Annotated in this window: 3 protein-coding genes and 1 pseudogene; all 4 read right to left on the bottom strand. The window is 74.8% G+C overall.

All coding sequences use genetic code 11. From position 1 onward, the window contains the following. Positions 1–205: 205 nt before the first annotated feature. A pseudogene (locus tag Pflav_RS44935) lies at positions 206–7,633 on the bottom strand (SDR family NAD(P)-dependent oxidoreductase); the annotation flags it as partial. Next, the gene (locus Pflav_RS06085) at positions 7,582–12,087 is read right to left on the bottom strand and encodes a beta-ketoacyl synthase N-terminal-like domain-containing protein (RefSeq protein ID WP_173034405.1); all 4,506 of its coding nucleotides are present in this window, start codon (positions 12,085–12,087) and stop codon (positions 7,582–7,584) included. The gene Pflav_RS06085 and the pseudogene Pflav_RS44935, both read right to left, overlap by 52 nt. After that, positions 12,084–21,152 (bottom strand): SDR family NAD(P)-dependent oxidoreductase, encoded by a 9,069-nt coding sequence (locus tag Pflav_RS44930; protein ID WP_332107858.1) that lies wholly within the window; start codon positions 21,150–21,152, stop codon positions 12,084–12,086. Before Pflav_RS44930 ends, Pflav_RS06085 begins: the two co-directional genes overlap by 4 nt. Positions 21,153–21,292: 140 nt before the next feature. Beyond that, entirely contained in the window at positions 21,293–24,448 is a 3,156-nt protein-coding gene (locus Pflav_RS06035; RefSeq protein ID WP_173034403.1) for an SDR family NAD(P)-dependent oxidoreductase, read from the bottom strand. Between the last annotated feature and the right edge of the window lie 39 nt (positions 24,449–24,487).

The following is a 24,487-nucleotide window of genomic DNA, read 5'->3' as shown; positions in this document are numbered from 1 at the left end:
CGAGCAGGGTGACGAGCGCGTCGCGCAGGGCCGTGTACTCCGCCCGGACCGGGATGGTCGACAGGTCGGGCGAGCCGCCGAGGGCCGAACGCAGCAGGGTTACCCCGAGCCGGGCCACTTCCTGCAGGCCGGTGGGCTCATGAGGCGGCTCCGGCCAGCAGTAGACCTCGCGCAGTGACGGGACGACCAGCGGGGCTGGGCGCGGGGCGGGCGGCTCCTCGACCACGACGTGGGCGTTGACGCCGCCGAACCCGAACGCGCTGACGCCGGCCCGGCGCGGGCCGGCACCCGGCGGCGCGGGCCAGTCCGTAGCCTCGGTGACGAGGAAGAACGGGCTGCCGTCGAGGTTCACCTCGGGGTTGGGGTCGGCGCAGTGCAGGGTCGCCGGCAGGGTGCGGTGCCGCAGGGCGAGGACGACCTTGATCAGGCCGGCCATGCCGGACGCCGACTCCAGGTGGCCGATGTTCGACTTCACGCTGCCCAGACCGCACCGAGCCGCGGGATCGGCGTCGGCGAACGCGGCACGCAGCCCGTTGACCTCCACCGGGTCGCCCAGTGGGGTACCGGTGCCGTGCGTCTCGACGTAGCCGATCGTGGCGGGGTCTATGCCGGCGCGGCGGTGCACCGAGGCGATCAGCGCCGATTGGGCACGCGGGCTCGGCACGGTCAGGCCGTGCGCGTGCCCGCCGTGGTTGACGCCGCTGGCGCGAAGTACCGCGTGGACCGGGTCGCCGTCCTCGATCGCCGCCCGCAAGGGCTTCAGGACGACGACGCCGACCCCCTCACCGCGGACGTAGCCGTCGGCTTCGCGGCCGAACGTCCGGCACCGGCCGGTGGGTGAGAGCATGCCGGCGGCCTCGCACGCGGCGAAGGGGCGCTGGCTGAGCAGCAGGTTGACGCCGCCGACGAGGGCGAGGCCGCATTCGCCGGCGGCGAGCGACCGCACCGCCCGGTGCAGTGCGACCAGGGAGCTGGAGCAGCCGGTGTCGACGACCTCGCTCGGTCCGGTCAGGTCGTACCGGTACGAGACACGGTTGGCCACGATGCTGCCCGACAGGCCGGTGACGCCGTAGCTCTCCTCGGCCCGGCCCGCGTCCCGCAGGACGTCTATGTAGTCGACATTGGACACTCCGACGAACACGCCGGTCGCGGTGCCGGCGATCCGCTCGGCCGGCAGCCCGGCGTCGGCCAGGGCCAGGTGCGCCGTGGTGAGCAGCAGGCGTTGCTGCGGATCGGTCAGCTCCGCCTCCCGGCGGGACATGCCGAAGTGCTCGTGGTCGAAGAGCGCCACGTTTTCGATGAAGCCGGCCACCGGCGGCGCTCCGGTGGGCCACGGCGGTCGGCCCTCGCGTGGATAGGTGCCGACCAGGTCGCGGCCGGCGAGGAGGTTGGCCCAGAACGTGTCGACGTCGGGCGAGCCTGGGAACCGTGCCGCCATCCCGATGATCGCGACCGCGTCGCCGGGGGGCGGGGGCTCGGCGACCTGGACGGCCGGTTCCGGTCGGCTGTTCTGGATCCGCGCGACCAGGTCGTCCACGGTACGCAGCTCGTAGAACGTGGAGGCCGGCAGCCGGGTCCCCCACCGCGCGTTGACCGCCCGCATCAGCTCGGCGATCGTGACCGACTCGAAGCCGAGGTCGGTCAGGTCGGCACCGTCCGGGACGCCGTCCGGGAGTTGGAGGACGCGACCGATGATCGCGGTGAGCGCCCGCGCATCAGCCGGCTCCCCGGTGGATGGCGGCGCCGTGGCGGTTTCCAGCTCGGCGCCGGCGCCAGCCGCGAGCAGGTGGCCGAGCTTGTGCCGGTCGCCCGGTGCGGCGACGAGCCTGGCAACGCCGGTCGTCGCCGCGACCGCCAGCCCTCGTCCGAAGGCGGTGATCCCGGTGCGCCCGTTCAGGGGGCCGGTCCCAGTCAGCGCGGCGATTGCCGCCTCGGTCCGGGCCGGCATCCGCATCCCGCCGTCCCGCCAGTACGGCATCAGCAGCGCGGTGGACCTTCCGCGCCGCTCGCCTCGACGGCGAAGCCCTTCGCGGTGCTCCAGGTACGCCTCCGCGAAGCGGTTGGCCGCCGCGTAGTCACCCAGGCGCGGCGTGCCCAGCACCGAGGAGAGCGAGGACAGGACGGCGAACAGGTCCAGATCCTCGCCGGCGGTCGCCAGGTCGAGCGCGACGGTACCGGCGACCTTGGCGTCGAGCACCGCCGTCACCAGCTCGGCGGTCCGGTCCTGGATCGGCACCTCGTGGAGTACGCCAGCCAGGTGCAGTACGCCGTCCAGCCCACCGAAGCGGGCCCGGGCGAACCCGGCGACGCGCTCGGCGGCCCCCTGGTCGGCTGCGTCGGCGCGGACGTAGACCGCCTGTCCGCCGGCACGGTCCAGCTCGTCGAGGAACGTCCGCCCGTCGTCGTCCAGGGCACGCCGTCCGGTCAGGACCAGGCGGGCGGCGTGGTTTTCGGCCAGGTCGACCGCGAGCAGCCGGCCGATCGCGCCGAGCCCTCCGGTCAGCAGGTAGCGCCCTTCGGGCCGCCACGGGCCGCCGACGTCCCCGGCACCGGCGGCCTCGACGAAGTCGAGCACGGTGCGCGGGCCGTCGACCACGGCCTCCACCACCTCGCCCGGGCGGACGGCGCCGAGCTCGGCCGCCGCGGCCGGCCATACCAGCGCGGTGGCGCCCAGGCCGAGCACCGCGACGCCGAGCCCCGGGTCGGCCGCGACCGCGGCGCGGGCGAACCCGGCGACCGCTTCGAACGGGGCCGCGAGGCCGTCGCGGCGGTACGCGTAGACACAGCGGGTCGGCTCGTCGCCGGGCCGGTGACGCCAGCCGGTGGCGAGGGCGGCGAACCGGGCGAGCTCGCGCTGCGTCGAGGCGAGCATCCCGGCCGGTGTCCCACCGGTCGCCGCTTCGCCGGCCGCCCACCGGCACACCAGGTCGACAGGGGCAGGCTCGCGGCCGGTCAGCTCGTCGCGCAGCCGCCGGTGCGCGTCGGGGTCGGCGAGGTCCATCTCGTACCGACGCGGGCCGACCTGGCGGTACCCGCTGCCGTCGCGGACCGTGACCACCACGGTCGCCGGGCTGTCGGGCTCGGCCGCGGCGGTGGCATCGCCGAACATGACCGTGGTCGGCGCGGCGGGCCGGCGGCGGGCCACCGCGCGGGTCTGGGCTCGGGCGACGAAGAGGTGCGCGACCCCGGTGTCGACCGAGGCTGGGGCCGCGGCCCGCTCGACCGCGCCGTCGAGCCAGAACCGGTCCCGGGCGAACGGGTAGCAGGGCAGGCGTACGAGGGAGCCCGGTGGCAGTCCGGGGTCGCCGGCCCAGTCGACCGCCTCCCCTGACACGAACCGCTCGGCCGCACGGCGGGCCGGGTCGGCGCCATCGGGTGCGGTGTCGCCGCCGGGGCGGACCAGGCCAGGGTGATCCGTACCGGACAGGTAGGCGTCCAGCGCGGCGACGAGTTCGCCGGTGCTCGCGGCCACCGCGGCGATCCGGATTCGCATCGGCTCGCGTCCGATCTGGAGAGTACGGGCGACGCCGGCCGGATCGGGGCCGTGCGGGTGGGCGAGCGCCGCGCGCAGCCCAGCCGCCACGTCGACGAGGCGCTCGGCGTTCCGGGCCGAGATCGGGAACGCCCACCTCCGGCCGGTCGTCTCCGGCCTGTTGGTCGCGGGCTGGGGTGCCTCCTCCACGACGACGTGGGCGCCGGTGCCGCCGAAGCCGAACGCGCTGACGCCGGCCCGGCGCGGACCGCCGGCTGGGGCCGGCCACGGCCGGCTGCGCTCCTCGATCAGGAACGGGCCCCCGTCGAGTTCGCAGTAGGGGTTGACCGGCCCGCTGGCGGGCATCGCGACGAGGGTCCGGTGTCGCAGCGACAACACGGCCTTGACCACGCCGACCAAGCCGGCGCTGGCCTCCGCGTGGCCGAGGTGGGCCTTGGCACTGCCCAGCGAGCACCACGGACCGGCGTCGCCGGGCGGGCCGAAAGCGTCCCGGGCCGCCTCGACCTCGATCGGGTCCCCCAGCACCGTGCCGGTGCCGTGGGCTTCGAGCAGGCCGATCGTCCGCGGCTCGACCCGGGCGTCGGCCCAGGCCCGGCGCAGGAGTGCGGCCTGGCTCACGGCGTCGGGCGCGGTCACCGACGCGGTACGGCCGACGTGGCTGACCGCCGACCCCTTGATGATCGCGTGTACGGGATCGCCGTCGCGCAAAGCGTGGGCGGCGGGCTTGAGCAGCAGCGCGACCACGGCCTCGGCCGGCACGTAACCGTCGGCGGCGGCGGCGAAGGAGCGGCAGCGGCCAGTCGCCGACAGCGCGCCCATGGCGGAGAGGTACTCGTGGTGGCGGTGGTCGAGCACCAGGTTGGTGCCTGCGGCGAAGGCCATCTCGCATTCGCCGGCCCGCAGCGCGGCGACGGCCAGGTGCAGGGCGACAAGGGACGACGAGCAGGCGGTGTCGACGGTCAGGCTGGGGCCGCGCAGGTCGAGGAAGAACGCGGGACGGTTGGCCGCCATGGCGGCCGCGTTTCCGGTCGCGTCGTGCGGTCGGGCCGGCTCCCCTCGTGCGATCATCGTCTGCTCGTAGTCGCGGTAGCAGGCGCCGACGTAGGTGCCGGTGACCGACGAGCGCAGGCGGGGGACCGCGCCGGCGTCCTCGGCGGCCGCGTACATCACTTCGAGCAGGGTCCGGATCTGCGGGTCCATCCGCCGGGCTTCGCGGGGCGAGATGCCGAAGAAGCTGGCGTCGAAGCGGGCGACGTCGCTCAGGTACCCGCCGTGGCCGGGAACGTCCCCGCCCAGCTCGGGACGCTCCGCGGGCGGCGGGCCGACGAGCAGGTCGCCGTCGCGCAGCCGCTCCCAGAGCGCGTCGACGCTGTCCGCCGCCGGGAACCGGCCCGCCATGCCGATGACGGCGATGTCCCGGTCGGCCGCACCCGGCGCCGTCGCGGCGATCGGCGCCGGCTCGGAAACCGTCGGGCGGCTCGGCGGCCGCATCGCGTGTGCCGCGAAGTCGCGCAGGGTCCGGTACCGGAAGAAGGCTGTCGGGTTGACGGTGCGGCCCGAGTCGCGTTCGAGCAGGTCGGTCAGGCGCAGCAGCGCGGCCGAGTCCAGGCCGAGATCGGCGAAACCGGCCTCGGGGTCGGTCGGCTCGGCGCCGAGCTCACGCAGCAGGCGGTAAAGGTCGGCGAGCCCTGTCGGTTCGGCGCCAGCGGCCACGATCGCCGGTACCGGCTCGACCGCCGGGACGGGGTCGGGCGCCGGTGGTGCCGCGGGCGCGGTGGCCGCCGGCAGCCAGAAACGGGCGCGCTCGGGCCGGTTCCGCGTCAGTGGCGCGCGGACCGGCTGGTGGTCGGGATCGGCCTGCTCGACCACCACGTGGGCGTTCGTGCCGCCGAACCCGAACGCCGAGACGCCCGCCCGCAGCGGCCCGCTCTCCGGCCGCCAGGGGGCTCCCTCCAGGACAGGGCGGAACGGTGTCCGCTCGAAGCCGAGCCGTGGATGGGGGTTCGCGCAGTGCAGGGTCGGCGGCAGAAACTGGTGCCGCATCGCCAGGACGACCTTGATCAGGGCCGCCACGCCGCCGGCGTGCAGCAGTGAGCCGATGTTCGACTTGACCGAACCGGTCCCGCAGAACTGATGGCGGCCAGTGTCGCGGCGGAACGCCTCAGCTGCGGCGTGGATCTCCACCGGGTCGCCGAACGGGCTCGCCGAGCCGTGCGCCTCCAGGTAGGTGACCGTCTCCGCGGAGACGCCGGCCGCCCGCAGCGCCGCGCGGATCACGTCGACCTGCGCGTCCGGGTTGGGTGCGGTCAGCCCGAGCGTCCGCCCGTCGTTGTTGACCGCGGAGCCCGCGATGGTCGCCAATACCTGGTCTCCGTCGCGCAGCGCGTCCTCGGCCGGTTTGAGCAGCACCAGTCCGACGCCCTCGCCCACGCCCATGCCGTCGGCGTCTCGGTCGAAAACCCGGGTACGCCCGTCCGGCGAGAGCACACCGGCCCGGGCGAGCCCGATCTGGGTGAACGGGTCGAGCAGCAGGCTGCCGCCGCCGACCACGGCCATATCACACTCGCCGGCACGCAGGCTGCGGCACGCCTGGTGGAGCGCGACCAGCGACGACGAGCAGGCCGTGTCGACGACCTGGGCGGGGCCGCGCAGGTCGAGGGCGTGGTTGAGCCGGGCGGCGGCCATGTTGGTCAGACCGTTGACCAGCAGCTGCGGGGTGGCCTCTGCACCGTCCCGAAAGGCACGCCGCACGTAGTCGGTGCCCGTCGCCGCGAGGAACACCCCGACCGAACGGCCGGCCACCTCGTCGCGCGGATAGCCGGCGGCGTCGAAGAGCTCGTGGCCGAGCTCCAGGAAGTGCCGCTGCAACGGATCCATCCACGGCGCCTCGGCGACGTCCACCCGCAGGTCGCCGGCGGCGAAGAGGTCCACATCGGACAGATATCCGCCGTGGGTGACCCGATGGGCGAGGTCGCCGGGAAGGTCCCGGATCCAGTCCATGGTGTACCGTCCCGCCGGTACCGGGCCGGTGGTGTCCCGCCCGGCGGTGAGGTTGTGCCAGAAGTCGGCGATGGTTGTGGCGCCGGGGAAGCGCGCGGCCACGGCGACGACGGCAATTCGCTCGCCGCGGGGCGGGCTGGCGGCGGGCAGGTCTCTTGTGGACGGGTCCGCGGGCCGGCGGTCGGTCACCGCCACCGGCGTGGCCGCCGGTTCCGGGCGGACGGGGCGCTGGCTCCGCACCGCCTCCGCCAGACTCGCCAGCGAGCTGTGCGGCACCGCCATCGACGGGTTGAGCACGACGTCGAACCGCGTCTCCAGCAAGGCGATCAGTCGGGTCGCGGCCACCGACTCGACGCCCAGGTCGCCCAGCGTGTCCTCGTCGTCGATGTCGTCCACCGCGACCCCGATGACCGAGGCCAGGGCCGCGCGCACCTCGCGGCTGAGGTCAGCGTGATCCGCGCGCGGCCCGGGAGTGGGCGGCGCGGCCGGAGCCACGACGCCGAGCTTCGGTTCGTACCCGCCAGGATCACCGGTGGCCACCACGATCCGGCTCGCCGCCAGGCGCAGCGCCTGCCGGAGGGCGACCAGGCCGTCCGCGGTTTCCAACGGCGCCGTACCGGACCGGGCGAGTGTCGCGTCCCGCAGTTCGTCGGCGATGGGCATCCCGCCGTCGCGCCACCACGGCCAGGCGATCGATCGGCTGATTCCGCGCCGACGCCCTGAGGCGGACAGAGCCTCCCGCTCGACGGCGAATGCGTCGAGGGCGCGGTTGGCGATCGCGTAGTCGGCCTGCCCGATGCTGCCGAGCACACCGGACAGCGACGAGAAGAGGACGAACCAGTCGAGTTCGTCGCCGGCCGTGGCCTCGTCGAGATGGCGGGCGCCGGCGAGCTTGGGCGCGACCACCCGGCGCAGCGCGGCGAGATCCTTGTTCACGAGCAGGCGGTCGTCGACGAGGCCGGCACTGTGCACCACGCCGGCGAGTGGGCCGAGCGTCCGCGCCTGTTCGACCGCCCGCTGTACGTCGGCGGCCTCCCCGACGTCGCCAGCGAAGTAGCGGACCGTGGCGCCGCGCTCCTCCAGCCCGGCTAGCAGCTCGGCGCGGGCTCCGTCCAGCGGTGACCGTCCAAACAGGAGCAGGCAGACCCGGGCGTGCGCCGCCAGGTCGGCGGCGACGATCCGGCCGAGCCCTCCCCGCCCCCGGTTACCAGGTAGCTGTACCCGTCGCGGGCGTAGGGCACCGGCGTGGTGCCGGCCGGCGCCGCCCCGGCACGCTGGTAGGCCAGCCGCCAACGCCCGGTCACGTCGTGCCGCAGCTCGATCTCGTCGCCGGTCGACGCCGCCCGTACCCGCCGGGCCAGCTCCTGCGCGCCAGCGGGATCGTTCCCGAGGTGCAGCGTGCGTAGGGAGACCCGGGGCTGTTCCAGGCGCAGGGTCCGGGCCAGCCCGGCGACGGCGGCGGCCGCGGCCGGCTCGGGGTCGCCGCGGTAGGCGTACACGACCGGGATCGTGTTGCGCACTCGGCTGGCCAGGACCTTGCAGAGCAGGAACGGCAGCGCCGGGTCGACCTGGTCCGGCGAGTCGAGGGGCCAGAGCAGGCTCACAGCGCCGATCGCCTGGACGCCGACCGCATCGACGAGGGCGGCATGCGCGGTCTCGTCCACCGGGTCGATCAGGTAGGTGTCCGGGTCGATGGTCTGGATGCCGCGCGTCCCGGGCCGGACCTGCACCACGCGTCGGTCCCGGCGCAGCGCGGTGACCCGGTCCTGGTCGGTGTCGAAGGCCAGCAGCAGTCCGCTCTGCTCGCCGCTGTCGCCCGCCGCGGGCACCCAGGCCGGCTCGTAGAAGGCCACCGGATCACCGGTCGCCGGGCGCAGTGTCAGCCGGTCCACCGTGACCAGGGCTCGGCCGTCCGGGTCGGTCATTGTGATGGTGAAGCCGGTCTCCGCGCTGCCCCGGGTCTGTACGACGACCCGGTCCGGCAGGTCGGCGTGGACGTCGACGCCGGACACCTCGGCCGGTAGCAACCGGCGACCATCGCCGCCTGGCAGCAACGCGCCGGTGGTCTGGAAGGCGCCGTCGAGAAGGCGGGCCAGCCGGTCGCCCGGGGTCTGGTCGAGGTCCGGTGCCGCGTCGAGGTCGGCGACCAGCTCGCCCGCGCCCAGCCAAAGCCGCCGGACGGTGCGCAGGGACGGTCCGTATGCCCAGCCGTGGCGTGCCATGTGACCGTAGAACCGGCCGGCGTCCCAGAGCTCGGGGCACCGCTCACGCGCGGCGTCGGGCGGTGCCGGCGCGGGTGCCTCGGCTCGCGGGCGTAGCGTCGCCTCGGCGTACCGCTCGGCCGGCTCCCCCGCTCCGGTGACCGCGCCGGTGTGGGTCTCGGGTCCGGCGGTCAGGGCCGCGGTGAGCGTCCGGTCGGCGCCGCCATCGACCGGTGCCAGGAAGGACGCCTGGTCGAGCCCTAGGCCGGTGTGGCCGGCCCGGGCGGCGGCCGCGAGCAGCCGTTGCAGCAGGAGGGCGCCCGGCAGCAGGCTCCGGCTGTGGTACCGGTGGTCACGGAACCACGTGTCCTCGCCCGCGACCGCGAACGTCTCGGCCGGCGCGGAGACGACCCAGTGCCGCTCCCGGCGGAACGGGTAGGTCGGCAGCGACGTCCGCCGCCACCGCGGGTCGCGGCCGGACCGGTCCCAGTCCACGGTCTTGCCACCGGTCCAGGCTCGGGCCACCGCGGCGGGGCCGTCTCCGTCGTGCGGGTCCGGCGAACCGTCGAGGCTGAGTTGGGCGGCGAGGGCGGCACGGAGCTCCTCGGTCGAGGACACGACGAGCGCCAGCCGGTGGGTGTGGTGTTGCCGGCCGTCCTGCAACGTGCCGGCGATGTCCGCGAGCGCGGGCGGTGGCCGCTCGGCAAGGAAACTGTCCAGCCGCTCCACCTGCGCTCTGAGCCGTTCCGCGGTACGCGCCGACAGCGGCACCACGTGCCGGCGGCCGGGCTCTGGCGCCGGCCGCGCCTCGGCCGGGTGTTCCTCGATGACCATGTGCACGCCGGCACCGCCGGCACCGAACGAGCTGATCGCCGCCCGCCGTGGGATCGCGGTGCCGTCGGCGTCGACCAGGTGGGTCCAGGCGCGGGCGGTCCGGCACAGTTCGAACGGGGTGTCCGCGAACGTGATGCGCGGGTTTGCCTCGGTCGCGTGCAGGGTCGGCGGGATCGTGCCGTGCCGCATCGATAGCAGCAGCTTGGCCAGTCCGGCCACGCCGGCGGCGGCTTCCAGATGGCCGATCGAGGACTTCACCGAACCGAGCGCGCAGTACCCGCGCAGGTCGGTGTACCGGCGCCATGCCTTGGTCAGGCCGGCCACCTCGATCGGGTCGCCGAGCGAGGTGCCGGTGCCGTGCGCCTCGACACAGGTGATGGTGTCGACGGGTACCCCGGCCTGGTCGAGCACGGCGCCGATCAGGTCGGCCTGCACGTCAGGGTTGGGTACGGAGAACCCGCCGGTGCGGCCGCCGTGGTGCACGCCGGAGGCCTTGATCACGGCGTAGACGTGGTCGCCGGCGGCGAGCGCGTCGGCCAGTGGTCGCAGCAGCACCGCGCCGACGCCCTCCCCTGGCACGTACCCGTTCGCCTGCGCGCCGAACGCCCGGCAGCGGCCGTCCGGGGAGAGCATCCGCAGCGCGGAGAGCTTCACGTACTTGGACGGGTGGAGGGAGAGGTTCACCCCACCGGCGATCGCCGCACGACATTCGCCGGCCTGGATGGCCCGCGCCGCGAGGTGGATGGCGTACAGGGCGGAGGAGCACGCGGTGTCGACGGCCAGGCTCGGACCGTTCAGGTTCAACGCATAGGAGACCCGGTTCGGTATCGAGGAGAACCACGAGCCGGCGACGACGTTGTTGCCGCGGCTTGCCTCGTCGACCGCGTAGAGCTGGTAGTCGCTCCACATCGCGCCGGCGTACACGCCGACCCGGCCGCCGGTCTGCGAGCGGAGCGTGTCGGGCGAGTGGCCGGCGTCCTCGATGACCTCCCAGGCGGTCTGGAGGAAAAGCCGTTCCTGCGGGTCCATCATGGCGGCGTCCGCCGGTGTGATGGAGAAGAACCGCGCGTCGAACTCGTCGTGGCCGTCGAGGAACCCGCCCCATCGCCCGTAGCTGCGGCCGGGCCGGCCGGGCTCGGGGTGGTGAAGCTCGCGCCAGTCCCACCGGTCGGCGGGCACCTCGGTCACGCAGTCGCGGCCCGCGCTCAGGTTCGCCCAGAACTCCCGGACGTTCCGGGCCATCGGGAAGCGGCCGGCCAGCCCGACGACCGCGACCAGGTCCGCGGGCGGCTCCACCTGCCGGGCCGGGACCGCGACGGTGGCGGGTGCGGTGGCCGCCGGCGGGGGTGGGGGTACCGGGTCCGGCTCGTCGGGCGGCCCGGCGAGCGCGGCGGCCGCCTGCGGAAGCTCGGCCCGCAGGTAGGCGGCCAGCTCGCGGACGGTCGGCTGCTCGAACAGGAGGGTGGGATAGAGCTCCACACCGGTACGCCGCTCGATCTGGGCCACGATCGCGAGCAGGCCGGTCGAGTCGAGGCCGAGGTCGTAGAACCCGCGGTCGGGGTCGAGCGGCTCGGCGGTGCCCAGGCGCGCGGCGACGAGCGCGGACAGTGCGCGGTGCAGCTCGTCAGCGTCGCCCGGGTGCCCGCCCGGACTCGCCGCCGGGGCGGGGTCGTGCCGGCCGTTGGCGGTGGGTGCCCCGATGTGGTCGACGGAACGGACCCGCTTGGCGCGGAAGCCCGCCACCTCGGCGACGGTGGTGCCGGTCGGATCGGTGAGGACGATGTCCGCCGCGAGCGTCTCGCCGATCTCCGCCTGGGGGTGCGTGCGTGGCGTGTGGACACGGCAGGTCGGGCCGAGCGGCCCGTACAGCCGGAACACGTCGATGTAGAGCGGGATGTAGGGACTGCGGACCTGCCCGCGATGCGCCTCCGGTAGCAGCAGGAACGGCAGGAGGGTGGCGAAGTCGAGCAGGACCGGGTGGGCCACGAACCGCGCGGCGCCGTCGGCGACCGTACCCTCGGCCAGCGCGCCGTCCGGGCGTACAGCCGCGACGCCGTCGACCCGCATGACGCCGGAGTGGTGGATGCTCACCTGGCGGGCGAAGCGGTAGAGCACGTCGGCGTCAGCGGCGTCGTCGAGGTGGCCGGCGGCGGCCGGCGCGACGGGCGCGGCGGCGGTGCGTCGACGCAGCAGGCAGGTGAACGTCGGCTGCCAGTCATCCACAGTGGACGAGTCCGCCACCTCGGGCGCCACCCGGGCGTCGAGCTCGACCGGCGCAGCTCCCTCGGCGTCCGGCCGGCCGATCCGGATCCGGACCTGTCGCGGCCGGCCGTCGGCGATCGCGATCGGTGCCTGGAACACACACCGTCGCAGCTCGACGGTGGTGGGGTCGACACCGTTGTCCCGCAGGATCCGCAGGACGAGGTCGATCAGGAACACGCCGGGCAGTACCGGGATGTCGTGCACGAGGTGGCCGATCAGGACCGGCTCGTCCGGGCGCAGCACCGTCCGGAACGTGCGCCCGGCCATCCGGTCGAGGAAGGTGCTGTTCGCCGTCATTGCTCGAAGGTCCCCTCGTCGAACGTCAGCAGGTCGGTCCAGGCCGCCTGGCGGGCGCCGTTGCCGGCGGGCGCCGCGGATACCGCGGCGGGCGGCCGCGCCACGGGCCGCGGCGCGGGACGATCCTCGAGCCAGTACCGCCGCCCCTTGAACGCTGGCGGCGGGCCGGCCTCCCGGACCGCGGTGCGGGCGGCCCGCTCCGCGTCGGTCAGCCCGCGCAGCAGCAGGTGACCGTTGGTGCCGCCGAATCCGAAGGAGCTGAGGCCGGCGCGGCGGACGCCCTCTTGGGCCGGCCACGGCACGGCCGAGCGGACCAGCCGGAACGGGGAGGAGTCGAACGCGAACCGGCTGTTCGGCGTGTCGCAGTGGATGCTGGGCGGGACCACCTGCCGGCCGACGGCGAGGATCACCTTGTGCAGCCCGGCCATCCCGGCCGCCATCAGCAGGTGGCCGACATTCGGCTTGACGCTGCCGACGACGCAGAAGCCGGCATCGTCGGTGTCGGCCCGGAAGGCCCGGGTGAGCGCCTGAAGCTCGATGGGGTCGCCGATCATCGTGCCGGTCCCGTGCGCCTCCACATAGGAGACTGACCGGGCGGTTACGCCGGCCTTTTCGAGGGCGTCCCGGACGAGCTGTTCCTGAGCGCTGGGACTGGGTGTGGTCAGCCCCATCGTCCGGCCGTCGTTGTTGACGCTGACCGCCTCGATCACCGCGTGTACCCGGTCGCCGGCGGCCAGCGCCGCGTCCAGCGCCTTGACCAGGATCGCGCCGGAGCCCTCGCCGAGCACGATCCCGTTGGCCCGGGCGTCGAAGGTGCGGCAGACCCCATCCGGGGACAGGGCGCGGGCGGCGTCGAGCTTGCCGAACGGCGCGTCGTCCAGGAGCAGGTCGACCCCGCCGACCAGGGCGAGGTCGCACTCCCCGAGTGTGATGGCCTGCTGGGCCAGGTGGGCCGCGGTCAGCGCCGAGGAGCAGGCGGTGTCGACGACGAGGTTGGGCCCGCGCAGGTCGTACAGCTGCGCCGCGTACGCCGCGATGAAGTTCTGGTTGAGGCCCGCGGCGGTGCTGGGGCGGGGCGTGACCCCCCAGCCGTACGAGCTCGTCGCGCCGCCGACGAACACCCCGACCCGGCGACCGGCGAGCTCCGCGGCCTCGTACCCGGCATCCGCAACGGTCTGGGCGACGGTCTCCAGGAAGACGCGGGTCACCGGGTCGACGTGGGCGGCGTCCTCGTCGGCGATCCCGAAGTAGCCGGGGTCGAACTTGTCGATGCCCGCCAGGAACCCGGCCCGGCGGTCCGGATGGGGCGCCGGTCGCGGCCGATCGGCCGGTACCGGCGAGACCGCGCACCGCCCCGCGACCAGCAAGTCCCAGAACGCCTCCAGGTCCGGTGCTCCCGGGTAGCGGCCGGCCATCCCGATCACCGCCATCGGCACCGGCCGGCGCGCCGGGGTGACCGTCGCGGGCGGCAGGTCCGGGGCCGGCGCCGGCGGGGCGGTCACGATGTCCGGTGCGGCGATCGTCGCGAGATGGGCGGCGAGCTCGCCGACGGAGGGGTGCTCGATGACGACCGATGGGCCGATCGCCCGGCCGGCGAACGTTTCCAGGCGCGGCACGAGGCCGGCGATGAAGACGGAGTCGACGCCGAGGTCGGCCAGGCGGGTGCCGGCGGTGAGTCGTTCCGGCGCGACCATCAGCTCGCTGGCAAGCAGCTCGGTGAGGAACCGCGTGGTGGCGGCCTGGATCTCAGGCCGGTCGGTGGCTTCGACGGCTGGCTCTGTGGGTCGGACGGCTGGCTGGGTCAGCAGGTCCGGCCGGAAGACCGCCGGGTCCGTCGCGGCGGCAAGCGACCACCGGGACGGCAACGCCAACGCGCGGTCGAGCAGTTCGAGTCCGTCCGATGTGGATAGTGCCGAGAGCCCGTAGCCTCCGTAACGGGCCCCGTCGACCGCCCCCATCCCCACCTCGGCCCAGCTACCCCACGCGATGGCGTGGTAGGCCGTGTGGTCGCGCCGCCCGCCCGCGGCGGTGGCGAAAGCGTCCAGCCCGGCGTTGGCAGCGGCGTAGTCGGCCATCCCGACGCCGAGTCCGGGGACGGTGGCCGAGACCGAGGAGAAGAGCACCATGAAGTCGCACCGGTCCTGGGCCAGCAGGCGGTCGATCGTGACCAGACCGTCCAGTTTGGGCAGTCGCGTGCGGTCCGCCTCGGTAAGCGGCTTCTTGACGAAGGCCGGCTCGCCGGATGCCGGACGGCCGGCGCAGTGCACCACTCCGGCGACCGGCCCGTGGACGCTGCGCAGCCGGTCGAGGAACGCGCTGACCGCGTGCTCGTCGGTCAGCGCGCCGCTGTGCAGCTCGACGCGGGCCCCCGCCGCTTCCAGGCGGCGGATGGCGTCGACGAGGCCGCGCCGCTCGTGTGCGGCGGGAAGCGAGTCCCATTCCCGTCGGGCGGGCACCGGCCGTTCCCCGAGCAGGGCCAGCATCCGCGCGCCGCGGTGGACCAGGCGGCCGGCCACGGCCAGGCCGAGCCCACCGGTCCCTCCAGTGATGAGGTACGGCCGGTCCGGGTCGATCGGATAGGGACCGAGCGCGGTATCCGGCTGCCGGCGGGCGGTGGCGTCGCCGGCCGGCCGCAGGTCCATGACCTCCCGGTCGGGCCGGTAGCGGGTACGGGCGTCGGCGCATCCGCCGCGCAGTTCGTCGACCGCCACCCGCAGGCCGTGCGCCACGCGGTGGTCGGTCACCTCGGCCGTGGTGGCGCGGAACCGGCCGTACTCGGCGGCGGCGGTGCGGTAGTAGGCGGCGAGATGGGCGGCGGCCGCGGCGCGGGCGGGGTCGGTGTGCTCGACCGCGACGTGCACCGCGGAAACTGGCCCGGTCGTCGCGGCGAGGAATGCGCGCAGCAGGCCGACACGCCCCCGGCCACCGGCGGCCGCCGGGTCGGCGTCGACGATGTCCACCAGGGCGGTGGCGTCCGGACGTTCGGCCAGCACCTCGCGCAGTGCGCGGGCGCAGTCGTCCGGGTCGTCCAGGTCGGCTTCGCGGTCGTGGGCGCCGATGCTGGGCAGGCTCGACCGCTGCCGGAGCACGATCCAGTCGAGGTCGGTGACGGTGGGCAGGTCGCAGAGCACGTCCAGGGTCTGCCCGGCGCCGACGACGAGTACCGCGGCGGACCGTCCGGCCAGCGCGGTGGCCGGCGGCAGCGGCGCGGGCCGCCAGTGCGGGACCAGCAGCACGGTCGGTGCGGCGCCGGGCGTGGTGTCGGGAGCCGGCGCTCGGCGCGGGACGATGTGTCGGGTCCGGGCGAACGGGTAGGCGGGCCGCGCCGGGCGCCCGGGCGGACCCTCGTGCTGTTCGACCACCACGTGGGCGCTGGTGCCGCCGAACCCGATCGACGACAGCCCGGCCCGCCGGCCGTGCGCCGTGGCCGGCCAGTCGCGTCCCTCCCGTAGTGCCTCGAACGGTCCTTTGTGGAGTTCGAGGTGCGGGTTGGGCTCGCGCAGGTGCAGGTTGCCGGGGAGGTGGCCGTGCCGCATGGCCAGCAGGATCTTGATCAGGCCGGCGACGCCGGAGGCCGACTCCAGGTGCCCGATCTGGGTCTTGACCGCGCCGAGGTAGCAGGGGTCGCGGCGCTTGTCGCCGAACGCCATCCGGAGCCCGGCGACCTCGATGGGGTCGCCCAGGACGGTGCCGGTGCCGTGGGTCTCGACGTACGACACCGAGTCGGTACTCACGCCGGCGGCGCGGTAGGCCGCCGCGATGACCTCGGCCTGGGCGGCGGCGCTCGGCGCGGTGAGGGAGTGTCCGCGGCCGCTGTGGCCGACCGCGGTTCCCCGGATCAGCCCGTCGATCCGGTCACCGTCGCGCAGCGCGTTGCCGAGCGGTTTGAGCATCACGACGCCGACGCCCTCGCCGCGTACGTAGCCGTCGGCGGCACGGTCGAACGTCCGGCACCGGCCCTCGGGCGACAGCATGCCGGCGTGGGCGAACGCGGTGAACCAGGTCGGTGACTGGACGACGTTGACACCGCCGACGAGCGCGGTGGTGCACTCACCGGCGCGCAGTGCGCCGACTGCGCGGTGCAGGGCGACCAGGGAGCTGGAGCAGGCGGTGTCCACCGACTCGCTGGGGCCGCGCAGGTCGAGCTGGTACGAGACCTGGTTGGCCACGACCGCGTGGACGTTGCCGGTCGCCATCTGCCCAGTCGGTTCGAGGCCGGCGGCCAGGACGTCCTCCAGGTGGTCGTGCAGGGTGACGCCGGCGAAGACGCCGGTGCGGCTGCCCGCCAGGGCGGTCGGGTCGTACCCGGCGTTCTCGATCGCGTGCCAGCACTCCTCCAGGAACAGCCGCTGCTGCGGATCCATGAGCATCGCCTGCTTCGGCGACACCTTGAAGAACTCGGCGTCGAAGGCGTCGACGTCGTGGAGGAAGCCACCCCAGGGTCGGCTCTCCTCACCGGGCCACCGGTCGGCCGGCAGCCGGGTCACCAGGTCGCGCCCGGCTGCCAGGTTCTGCCAGAACGCGTCGAGGTCGGGCGAGCCCGGGAAGCGCCCGGACATGCCGATCACGGCGATCGGTTCGGCCGCGAGCGGCTGCCGGTCGCGGGCCGGCTCCGAGGTCGGCTCGCGCTCGGCCGGCGGCGTTGTACCCGCCGGATCGTCATCGCTTCTCGCCGGTTCCAGCTCGGAGCCGTGGCGGCGGATCAGCTCCCGGGCCGTGGCGCGGAGCGACGGGTGATCGAAGAAGACGACCGGCGTGATCGCGATCCCGAGCGCGTCGTTGACACGGTCGGCGAACCGGGCCAGCAGCACCGAGTCGAACCCGTGGTCAGCGAGCTCGGCATCGACGTCAAGCTCCGCCGCCGGTACCCGCAGCAGGTCGGCCGAGAGGTCGACCAGGATCGCCTCGACCTCGGCCGCCGAGGGACGTGGCCGGGTCACCGGGATGGCGGTCGCGGGACGGCCCTCGCCCAGAACGCGTGCCACCAGGGCGGAGTCGCCGGTCGCCACCAGGACCGTGCCGATCGACGGCGCCAGGTCCCCGTCGAGGCAGCGGTCGACGACGGCGAGCCCAGGGCCCGAGGCGAGCGGGACCAGGCCCAACTGGTCGCGGGTCTGCCGGATGCTGGCCTCCGGCGGCCGCATGCCGCCGTCCTGCCACAACGGCCAGGCGACGGAGACGGTCCGGCCCCGGCGGGTGCCGGCGGCGACCTGGTTGTCGCGCCACTGGGCGAACGCGTCGAGGAAGCGGTTGGCCGCGGCGTAGCCGGTCTGGCCGGCCGCGCCGAGGCGCCCCGATACCGAGGACATCAGCAGGAACAGGTCCAGCGGGTCGTCGCGGGTGGCCGCGTCCAGCGTCTCGGCACCGGCGATCTTGGGCAGCAGTACGGGCCGGAAGGTGTCCAGGTCGCGTCCGGCCAGCAGGCCGTCGGCGAGGATCCCGGCCGCGTGGAACACGCCGTGGATCGGCCCCCAGCGCGAGCGCAGCGCCGTGAGCGCGGCTTCCAGCCCGGCCCGGTCGGTGACGTCGACCGACAGGTACGCCGCCTCTCCGCCGAGCGCGGTGACCTCCCGCGCCAGGTCCTCGGTACGCGCGCTCGCCGGTGCCCGGCCGAGCAGGGCGACCTTCGCCGAGTACCGGCTGGACAGGTGGCGGGCGAGCAGCACGCCGAGGCCTCCGGCGCCGCCGCTGATCACGTAGGTCCCGCCGGTCCGGTACGGCCGCCGCGCCGCGCCGGCCGGGATCGGTATCGGCCGGCGCACCTTCCGTTCACCGCCGACCCACGACACCTCGCGCTCGGCGCCGCCCGCCTCGGCCAGCAGCGCCTCCGTCGCCGGTACGGTGTCGCCCACCTCGACGCGGACCAGCCGGAACCGTTCGGTCTCCCAGGCCAGGGCGGCGCCGAGGCCGCTGGCGACCGCCGCGGCCGGGTCGACGGCCTCTGGCCGGGTGACGGCGATCCAGGTGATCCGCGGCCCGTCCGGCGCGAGGGCGGCGCGGGCGCCGGCGACCGGTGCGGCCAGGTGGCGCATCGCCCGGTCGGTGGCGTCCCCGCCGGTGACCTCCCGCCGGTCGAGGACGGTGACCGCCCCGCCGCGGGCCTGCCCGGAGACCAAGGCGCGCACGTCGTCGTCGGTCCGCACGGTGTCGTCGATCAAAACCACCGGGCCGTCGCCCAGGGTCCGGACCGGCGCGGGCTCGGGCGTCCACCGGAACTCGTACAGCGTCACCGGCGGTTCCTGGCCGGCGGCGGGCAGGTCGGGACGGCGCAAGGCGATGTCGGCCAGCTCGACCAGGACCCGACCGGCGGGGTCGAGCAGGACCGCGTCGGCGCGGATCGTCCGCTCGTCACGGTGGATAAGGCGGACCCGGACCGTCTCGGTGCCGGCCGGGTCGCCGTGGCGGCGAAGCTCGCCGAGCGCGTACGGCAGGTAGGTCGCGCCGGCGCCGGCGCCGAGCAGGACGGTCTGTAGCGTGCCGTCCAGGATCGCCGGATGCAGCCGGTAGTGCGCCGGCGCGCCGGCGTCGGGGAGCGTCAGCCGAGCCTCGGCCGCGCCGGGCCAGGTGGCCACGTCCCGGATGCTGCGCAGCGCGGGGCCGTAGGCGAGGCCGAGGGCGGCCAGCCGCTCGTAGACCCGGTCGGCGGTGAGGCGTACCGCGCCGTCGGGTATGGAACCGGCAGGTGCCCGCGGCGTGGCCAGCGGCGCCACGGAGAGTCGGCAGCGGGCGTACTCGGTGCCTGTGTGCCGCCCCACGAAGCGGACGTCGCCGGCGTCGACCCGGACGTCGACGGGCTCCGCGCCGACGGCGGGCAGCGGGTGGGACCAGACCGCGCCTTGCACCCGGCTGACGTCGTCGATGCCGGCGACCCGGTGGGCGATCTCGAGGAACCCGACGCCGGGCATGATAGGGGTACCGCCGACGACGTGGTCACGGATGAACGGCTCGTCGGCGTGCCAGGCCGGGTCGGCCGTCGCCGGTGCGGGCGGTCCGGCCGGGGTGGGCAGCCAGTGCCGGACGGGCGCGAACGGATACGGCGGCAGCGGTACCCGCCGGCCGGTCGAGCCGGGGATCGCCTCCCACGGGATCCGGGCGCCCGCGACCCACAGCCGGGCCAGCCGGTCCCACCTGTTCTCGGCGGCCAGCATGGGCAGGATGTGCTCGACGCCGTCGAAGATGTCGGCGAGGGCGGCGCCGGTGTCGACCCGGCCGGCGGCGACCGCGACCGGGGCCTCCGTTCCCGCCTCCGCGACCGACCTTAGGCCGGCGAGCAGTTCGTCCCGGCCGGCGCAGACGAAGGCAACCCGGTGTGCCATCGGTTCGCGGCCGACCCGCAGGGTGTACGCGACGTCGGCGCGCCTGACCCCGCTGCCGGCGCTGGTCAGGTGCCGGTGCAGCGCGTCGGCGTGGGCCTGTAGCCGCTGCGGGTCGCGGGCGGACAGGACGATCAGCTCCGGGCCGCCGCCGTCCGGCGGCATCACCCGGGCCGGGGCTTGCTCGACGACGATGTGGGCGTTGACGCCGCCGGCGCCGAACGAGCTGATTCCCGCACGCAGCGGTGCCGGGTCGGACCCGGCGCCGGGGTGGCCGTGCCACGGGCTCAGCGCGGTGACCGGGTAGAACGGGGTGGCGGCGAAGTTGATGTCCGGGTTGTCGTCGGTGTGGTCCGGTAGCGGGGCCAGCTGCCGGTGGCGCAGCTGGAGGATCACCTTGGTCAGGCCGGCGATGCCGGCCGCCGGTTCCAGGTGCCCGATGTTGGGTTTGACGCTCCCCACCGCGCAGGACCGGGCCGGCAGTGCGCCGAATGCCGAGCTCAGTCCCCTGATCTCGATCGGGTCCCCGAGCGCGGTGCCGGTACCGTGCGCCTCGACGTAGCTGATCGTGTCCGGCGCGACGCCGGCCGCGGCGAGCGCGCGCCGGATGAGTTCGGCCTGCGCGTCCGGGCTCGGCACGGTGAAGCCTGTGGTCCGGCCGCCGCTGTTGGTGGCCGTTCCCTTGATCACCGCGTGGATGTGGTCGCCGGCGGCCAGCGCCGCGCGCAACGGTTTGAGCAGGACGGCGCCGACGCCCTCCCCCATCACGAACCCGTCGCCGCCGGCGCCGAACGTGCGGCAGCGTCCGTGCCGGGACAGCATCCCCATCTGGGCGTACTGGATGTGGCGGGCGGGGTGCAGGACCAGGTTGACCCCGCCGGCGATCGCCGCGTCGACCGCGCCGCGCCGCAGGTCCTCGCAGGCCAGGTGCAGCGCCACGGCCGAGCTGGAGCAGGCGGTGTCGATGGTGAGGCTCGGGCCGGTCAGGTCGAAGGCGTACGAGACGCGGTTCGCGATCTGGTACCGCTCGGCGTACGGGTATGGGCTCGTGCCGTCGATCGCCGCCTGGGCGGCGAGTACGCCGTAGTCGTTGGCCATGGCGCCGACGTACACGCCGGCTGTCCGGCTGAGCGTGTCCGGACGGTAGCCGGCGTCCTCGATCGCCGCGTACGCGGTCTGGAGGAAGAGCCGTTGCTGCGGGTCCATCATCTCCGCCTCGGCCGGGGAGATCCGGAAAAGCAGGGAGTCGAAGCGGTCCACGCCGTCCAGCGCGGCCAGCCACCGCGAGTAGGTACGGTCGGCGGCGACCGGCCCGTCTCCGGTGGCCAGGTGGCGGTGGTGGTCCCAGCGCTCGCCAGGCACGTCAGTGATCGCGTCGGTTCCGGCCGCGAGGTTGGCCCACAGCTCGTCGAGGTCGGCGGCGCCGGGGTACCGGCCGGCCAGGCCCACGACCGCCACGTCGCCGTCGGCGGGCGGCGGGGCAGGTCGTTCGGTTCGCGCCGGCGGGCGCAGGTCGGCCGCCGGGGCAGGGGCGGCCGCCGGTACCGGGCCGGCTGGTGACGGCGGCGCGAGCTGGCTCGCCAGGCTCGCGATCGTGCGGTGTTCGAAGAGCAGCGTCGCGGGCACGCCTTCAAACCGGCGGCGCAGGGCAACGGTCAGATCCACGATGGAGAAGGACGACAGGCCCAGCGCGTCGAACGTGACGGTCTGGCCCAGGCGCGACCGGGGGACGCCGAGGGTCTCGGCGAAGATGGCCTGGACCTCGTCGACGAGCGAGGGAGCGTCCGGCGCCGCCGCGGCGACCGATCCGGTGGCAGGCGCCCGTACCGCGCGGGCGATCTCGTCCAGAGTGGACAGATGCTCGGCGATCGCGGCGAGCCGGTCCGGCGCGGTCAGGCCGCTGGACGCCCGCGCGCGGGTCTCGCCCGCGTCGTCCCCGATGTCGGCGGTCTCGCCCGGCGGTTGGAACCGCAGGTTCCGCGCGTCCGCGACCGGTACGCGGTAGGTGAGCGCACCGTCGCCGGCCGGCGGACCTGCTTCGGCGACGCCGTCGAGGAACCGCCGGGCCGGGCTGTTGCGGGCCGTGGCCACGAACGGTACTTCCAGGTCGGTGGCCCCAGCCGCCGAGGCCACACCGGCCAGCTCGGCCACCACCCGGTGTTCCACCCCCGGCCGAGCACGCGGCAGCTGAGCAGCAGCGAGTCCACGACCAGCGCGTGCGGCGCCACGCGGGTCGCCGCCAGCCCGACCAGACCGTAGTCGCCGAACCGGTCCGTGACCCGGATGGCCCAGAATCGCATTCCCGCGCCGACCGCGGCGGTGATGTCCGCGACCTGACGGCGGATCGTGGTCGTGTTCATCTGGTTGGTGCGCTGGGTCATCTGGGCGAGCCGGGGCAGGTCGTCCGATGTGGACTCGGACAGCTCGACCTGCACCGCCAGGCCCTCGATGTAGTCGGCGAAGGTCCGGGCCGAACCGCGCAGCTCGGTACGCTCGCGGGCGGCCCGGTAGTACTCGGTCCGGCGCCGGTCCTCGTCGGTGACGGTGAGCCGGTCCAGGGACCAGACGTGATCCAGGCAGCCGCCGCCGGTCTCGCAGACGAGGGCGAGCACGTCCGGTACCGCGCTGCGCACCTCGGCCACCTCGACCGGGTTGTCGTCCAGGAAGACGAAGCTGTCCAGCGCCACGTTCAGCTCGGCCGCCAGCTCCCGAAGGTTCTCCGACTTGTTCTGCCAGTTGATCCGGTAGGCGGCCAGGTGCTCGGCCCGCAGCGGCGAGTCGGGCCGGCGCAGGACGGCGAAGACGTCCTCCGGCTCGTTCTTGCTCACCAGGGCGACAAGGACGCCGGTGGCTTTCAAGGCCAGCACCCGCTGCTGGAACGCGCGGTGTTCGGCGGTGATCCGTACGCCCTCGGCGCCGTCCTCGGCGCAGACGCCGCTCCAGAGCGTGTTGTCGCAGTCCAGAACGAGTACCTTCGCCGGCGGACGCAGCAGGGCGTGCGCGGCGCGCATGACGAGCGTACCCACGGCCGCGAAGCCGGCGTCGGTGTACGGGATCTGGGCCAGTTCGTCGCGGTCGGGGTCGTGCAGCACGCCGGGCTCCGCCGCCGTGTAGGGCGAGTCGCCGGCGACGACGAGGTAGACCCCGGCCATGGCTTCGATGCCGTCGGCGAGGGTGGCGGCCGCGGCGTCCCGGTCGGGATCGCCGGTCGTCGAGGGCGGGTCCGGGCAGAGCACGACGAGCAGCGGCACGTGGGCACGCCCGCGGAAGACGTCGACGGACTCGATCAGCTCCTGGGTACGCTCGCGGACGTGTCCGGCCCAGTCGGCGAACCGGACCAACAGCACGTCCACCCCGCGACGGTTGCGGGAGAGCAGGCTCGCCGGATCCAGCAGCTGCTGCACTGTCTGGGCGTACGGGGCGAACGCCGGCTCGACCTCCAGGCCGAGGTGGTCGCTCCAGAACGTCAGCGAGGGTGCGAGCGGCTCGGCGGTGAACGTGGCCGAGACGGCGATGGCGGCCGGTGTCTCCGCCTCGGTCGGTGGTTGCTCGGGTGCCGGGAAGGTGTCCAGCACCGTGACCTCGCCCGCTGCCACGCCCTCGCCCAGCCGCTCCGCGATCGCCGCGGCGACGTCCTCGGCCCGGCGGGGCTCGCCGGCCACGGGAGCCGGTACCAGGTCGGTGCGGAGTCGCGGCGGTCTGACCACGAGGAAGTGACCCTCTCGCGTTACCCGCGCCGTGGCGGCGAGCGTCGCCTCCAGCGCCGCCTTCGCCGCGCCGTAGTGCGCCCACAGCGGCACCGGGTCGGTGATCACGGCCGAGGAGATGCCCACGACCGTGGCGCCCGCCGTCACCTCCTCCGTGAACGCCGCCAGGGGCGTCTGGGCGAGCGCGAGACTGTCCCGGACGTAGCCGGTGGCCCGTGCCGTGGTCGCGGGATGCAGCGCCAGTTCGCCGAGTGCCGGCGCCGCGTTGAGCACGAGGATGTCGAGCCGGCCGTGCTCCCGAAGGATCCGCTCCCGGAGGCCGGCGAGGACGGCGGCGTCGGCGCAGTCGCCCTGGACGAGGTGCACCCGATCGGCCGCCGTGGCGAGGGACGCGCGGGTCCGGTCGGCCTCCTGCGCGCTGTCCCGGTAGAGCGCGTAGACCTGTGCCCCGCCGAGGGCCAGCGCCTGGACGAGCGCCGCGCCCAGGCCCCGGCTGCCGCCGGTCACGACCGCCACCCGACCCGCGAACGCGTCCGGGTCGACCCGCTCGCGGACCCGGCCCGGATCCGCCGGCGGTGCCGGCGTCCGGACCGCCGACTCGGCCCGCAGGACGGCCGTGCGGTGGCCGTCGGTCACCGTGCCCTCGATGGTCAGCCGCTGGAACTGGGGGTCGTAGCCGCCGGCGCGCACGTCGACCCGAATGCCCTCCGACCAGGCTCCGCTCAAGTCGGGCAGCTCGACTCGCAACCGGGTCAGCAGGGCGAGGCTGCCCGGCGCCTCCATGCCGACGACGTAGCTGGCAACGGCCAGCGGCACCGCGAGACCGGCCGTGGCCCGCTCCGCGTCACCGAGCGCGTCCAACAGCGCGCCCAGGCCCGGCAGGTCCGGCCCGTAGTCGGCGACGAGGCGCTCGCCGGCGCTCAGGGCGTCACCGTCCATCCGGCGTGCGGCCGCCCGTGGCCATCGCGCGACCGGACCGGCCGGCGAGCTTCCCGAGGCGGTATCCAGGCATGGCTCGCCGGCCGGCTCGCGGTGCGCCAGGCGCAGGTCCACGAGCGGGCGGCCGCCGTCGTGGAGTAAGACGGAGGTCTCTTCGGCCCGGCTGTCGACGCTGACGGTGTAATCCCGGTCCGGGAACACGGGTGCGGGAAAACGCGCGTCGACCGCACGGAACGGACGCCCGCTCCGCGTGCGGGCGATCAGGGCGAGGATGACAAGGGCGCCGTGGGCGATCGGTTCGCCGAACGGGGTACGCCGGGCGTGGCCGGCGTCGACGTGCACGGGACTGCGATCGCCGGTGGTGGCGGCGAAGTTGTCGACCAGGTTCCGTGGGATACGCAAGACGGACTCGTGCGAGGACACGCTCGTACTCCTCGGTGG

The organism is Phytohabitans flavus, from assembly GCF_011764545.1.
Lineage (GTDB): Bacteria > Actinomycetota > Actinomycetes > Mycobacteriales > Micromonosporaceae > Phytohabitans > Phytohabitans flavus.
This window is presented reverse-complemented; position numbering and strand designations above follow the sequence as displayed.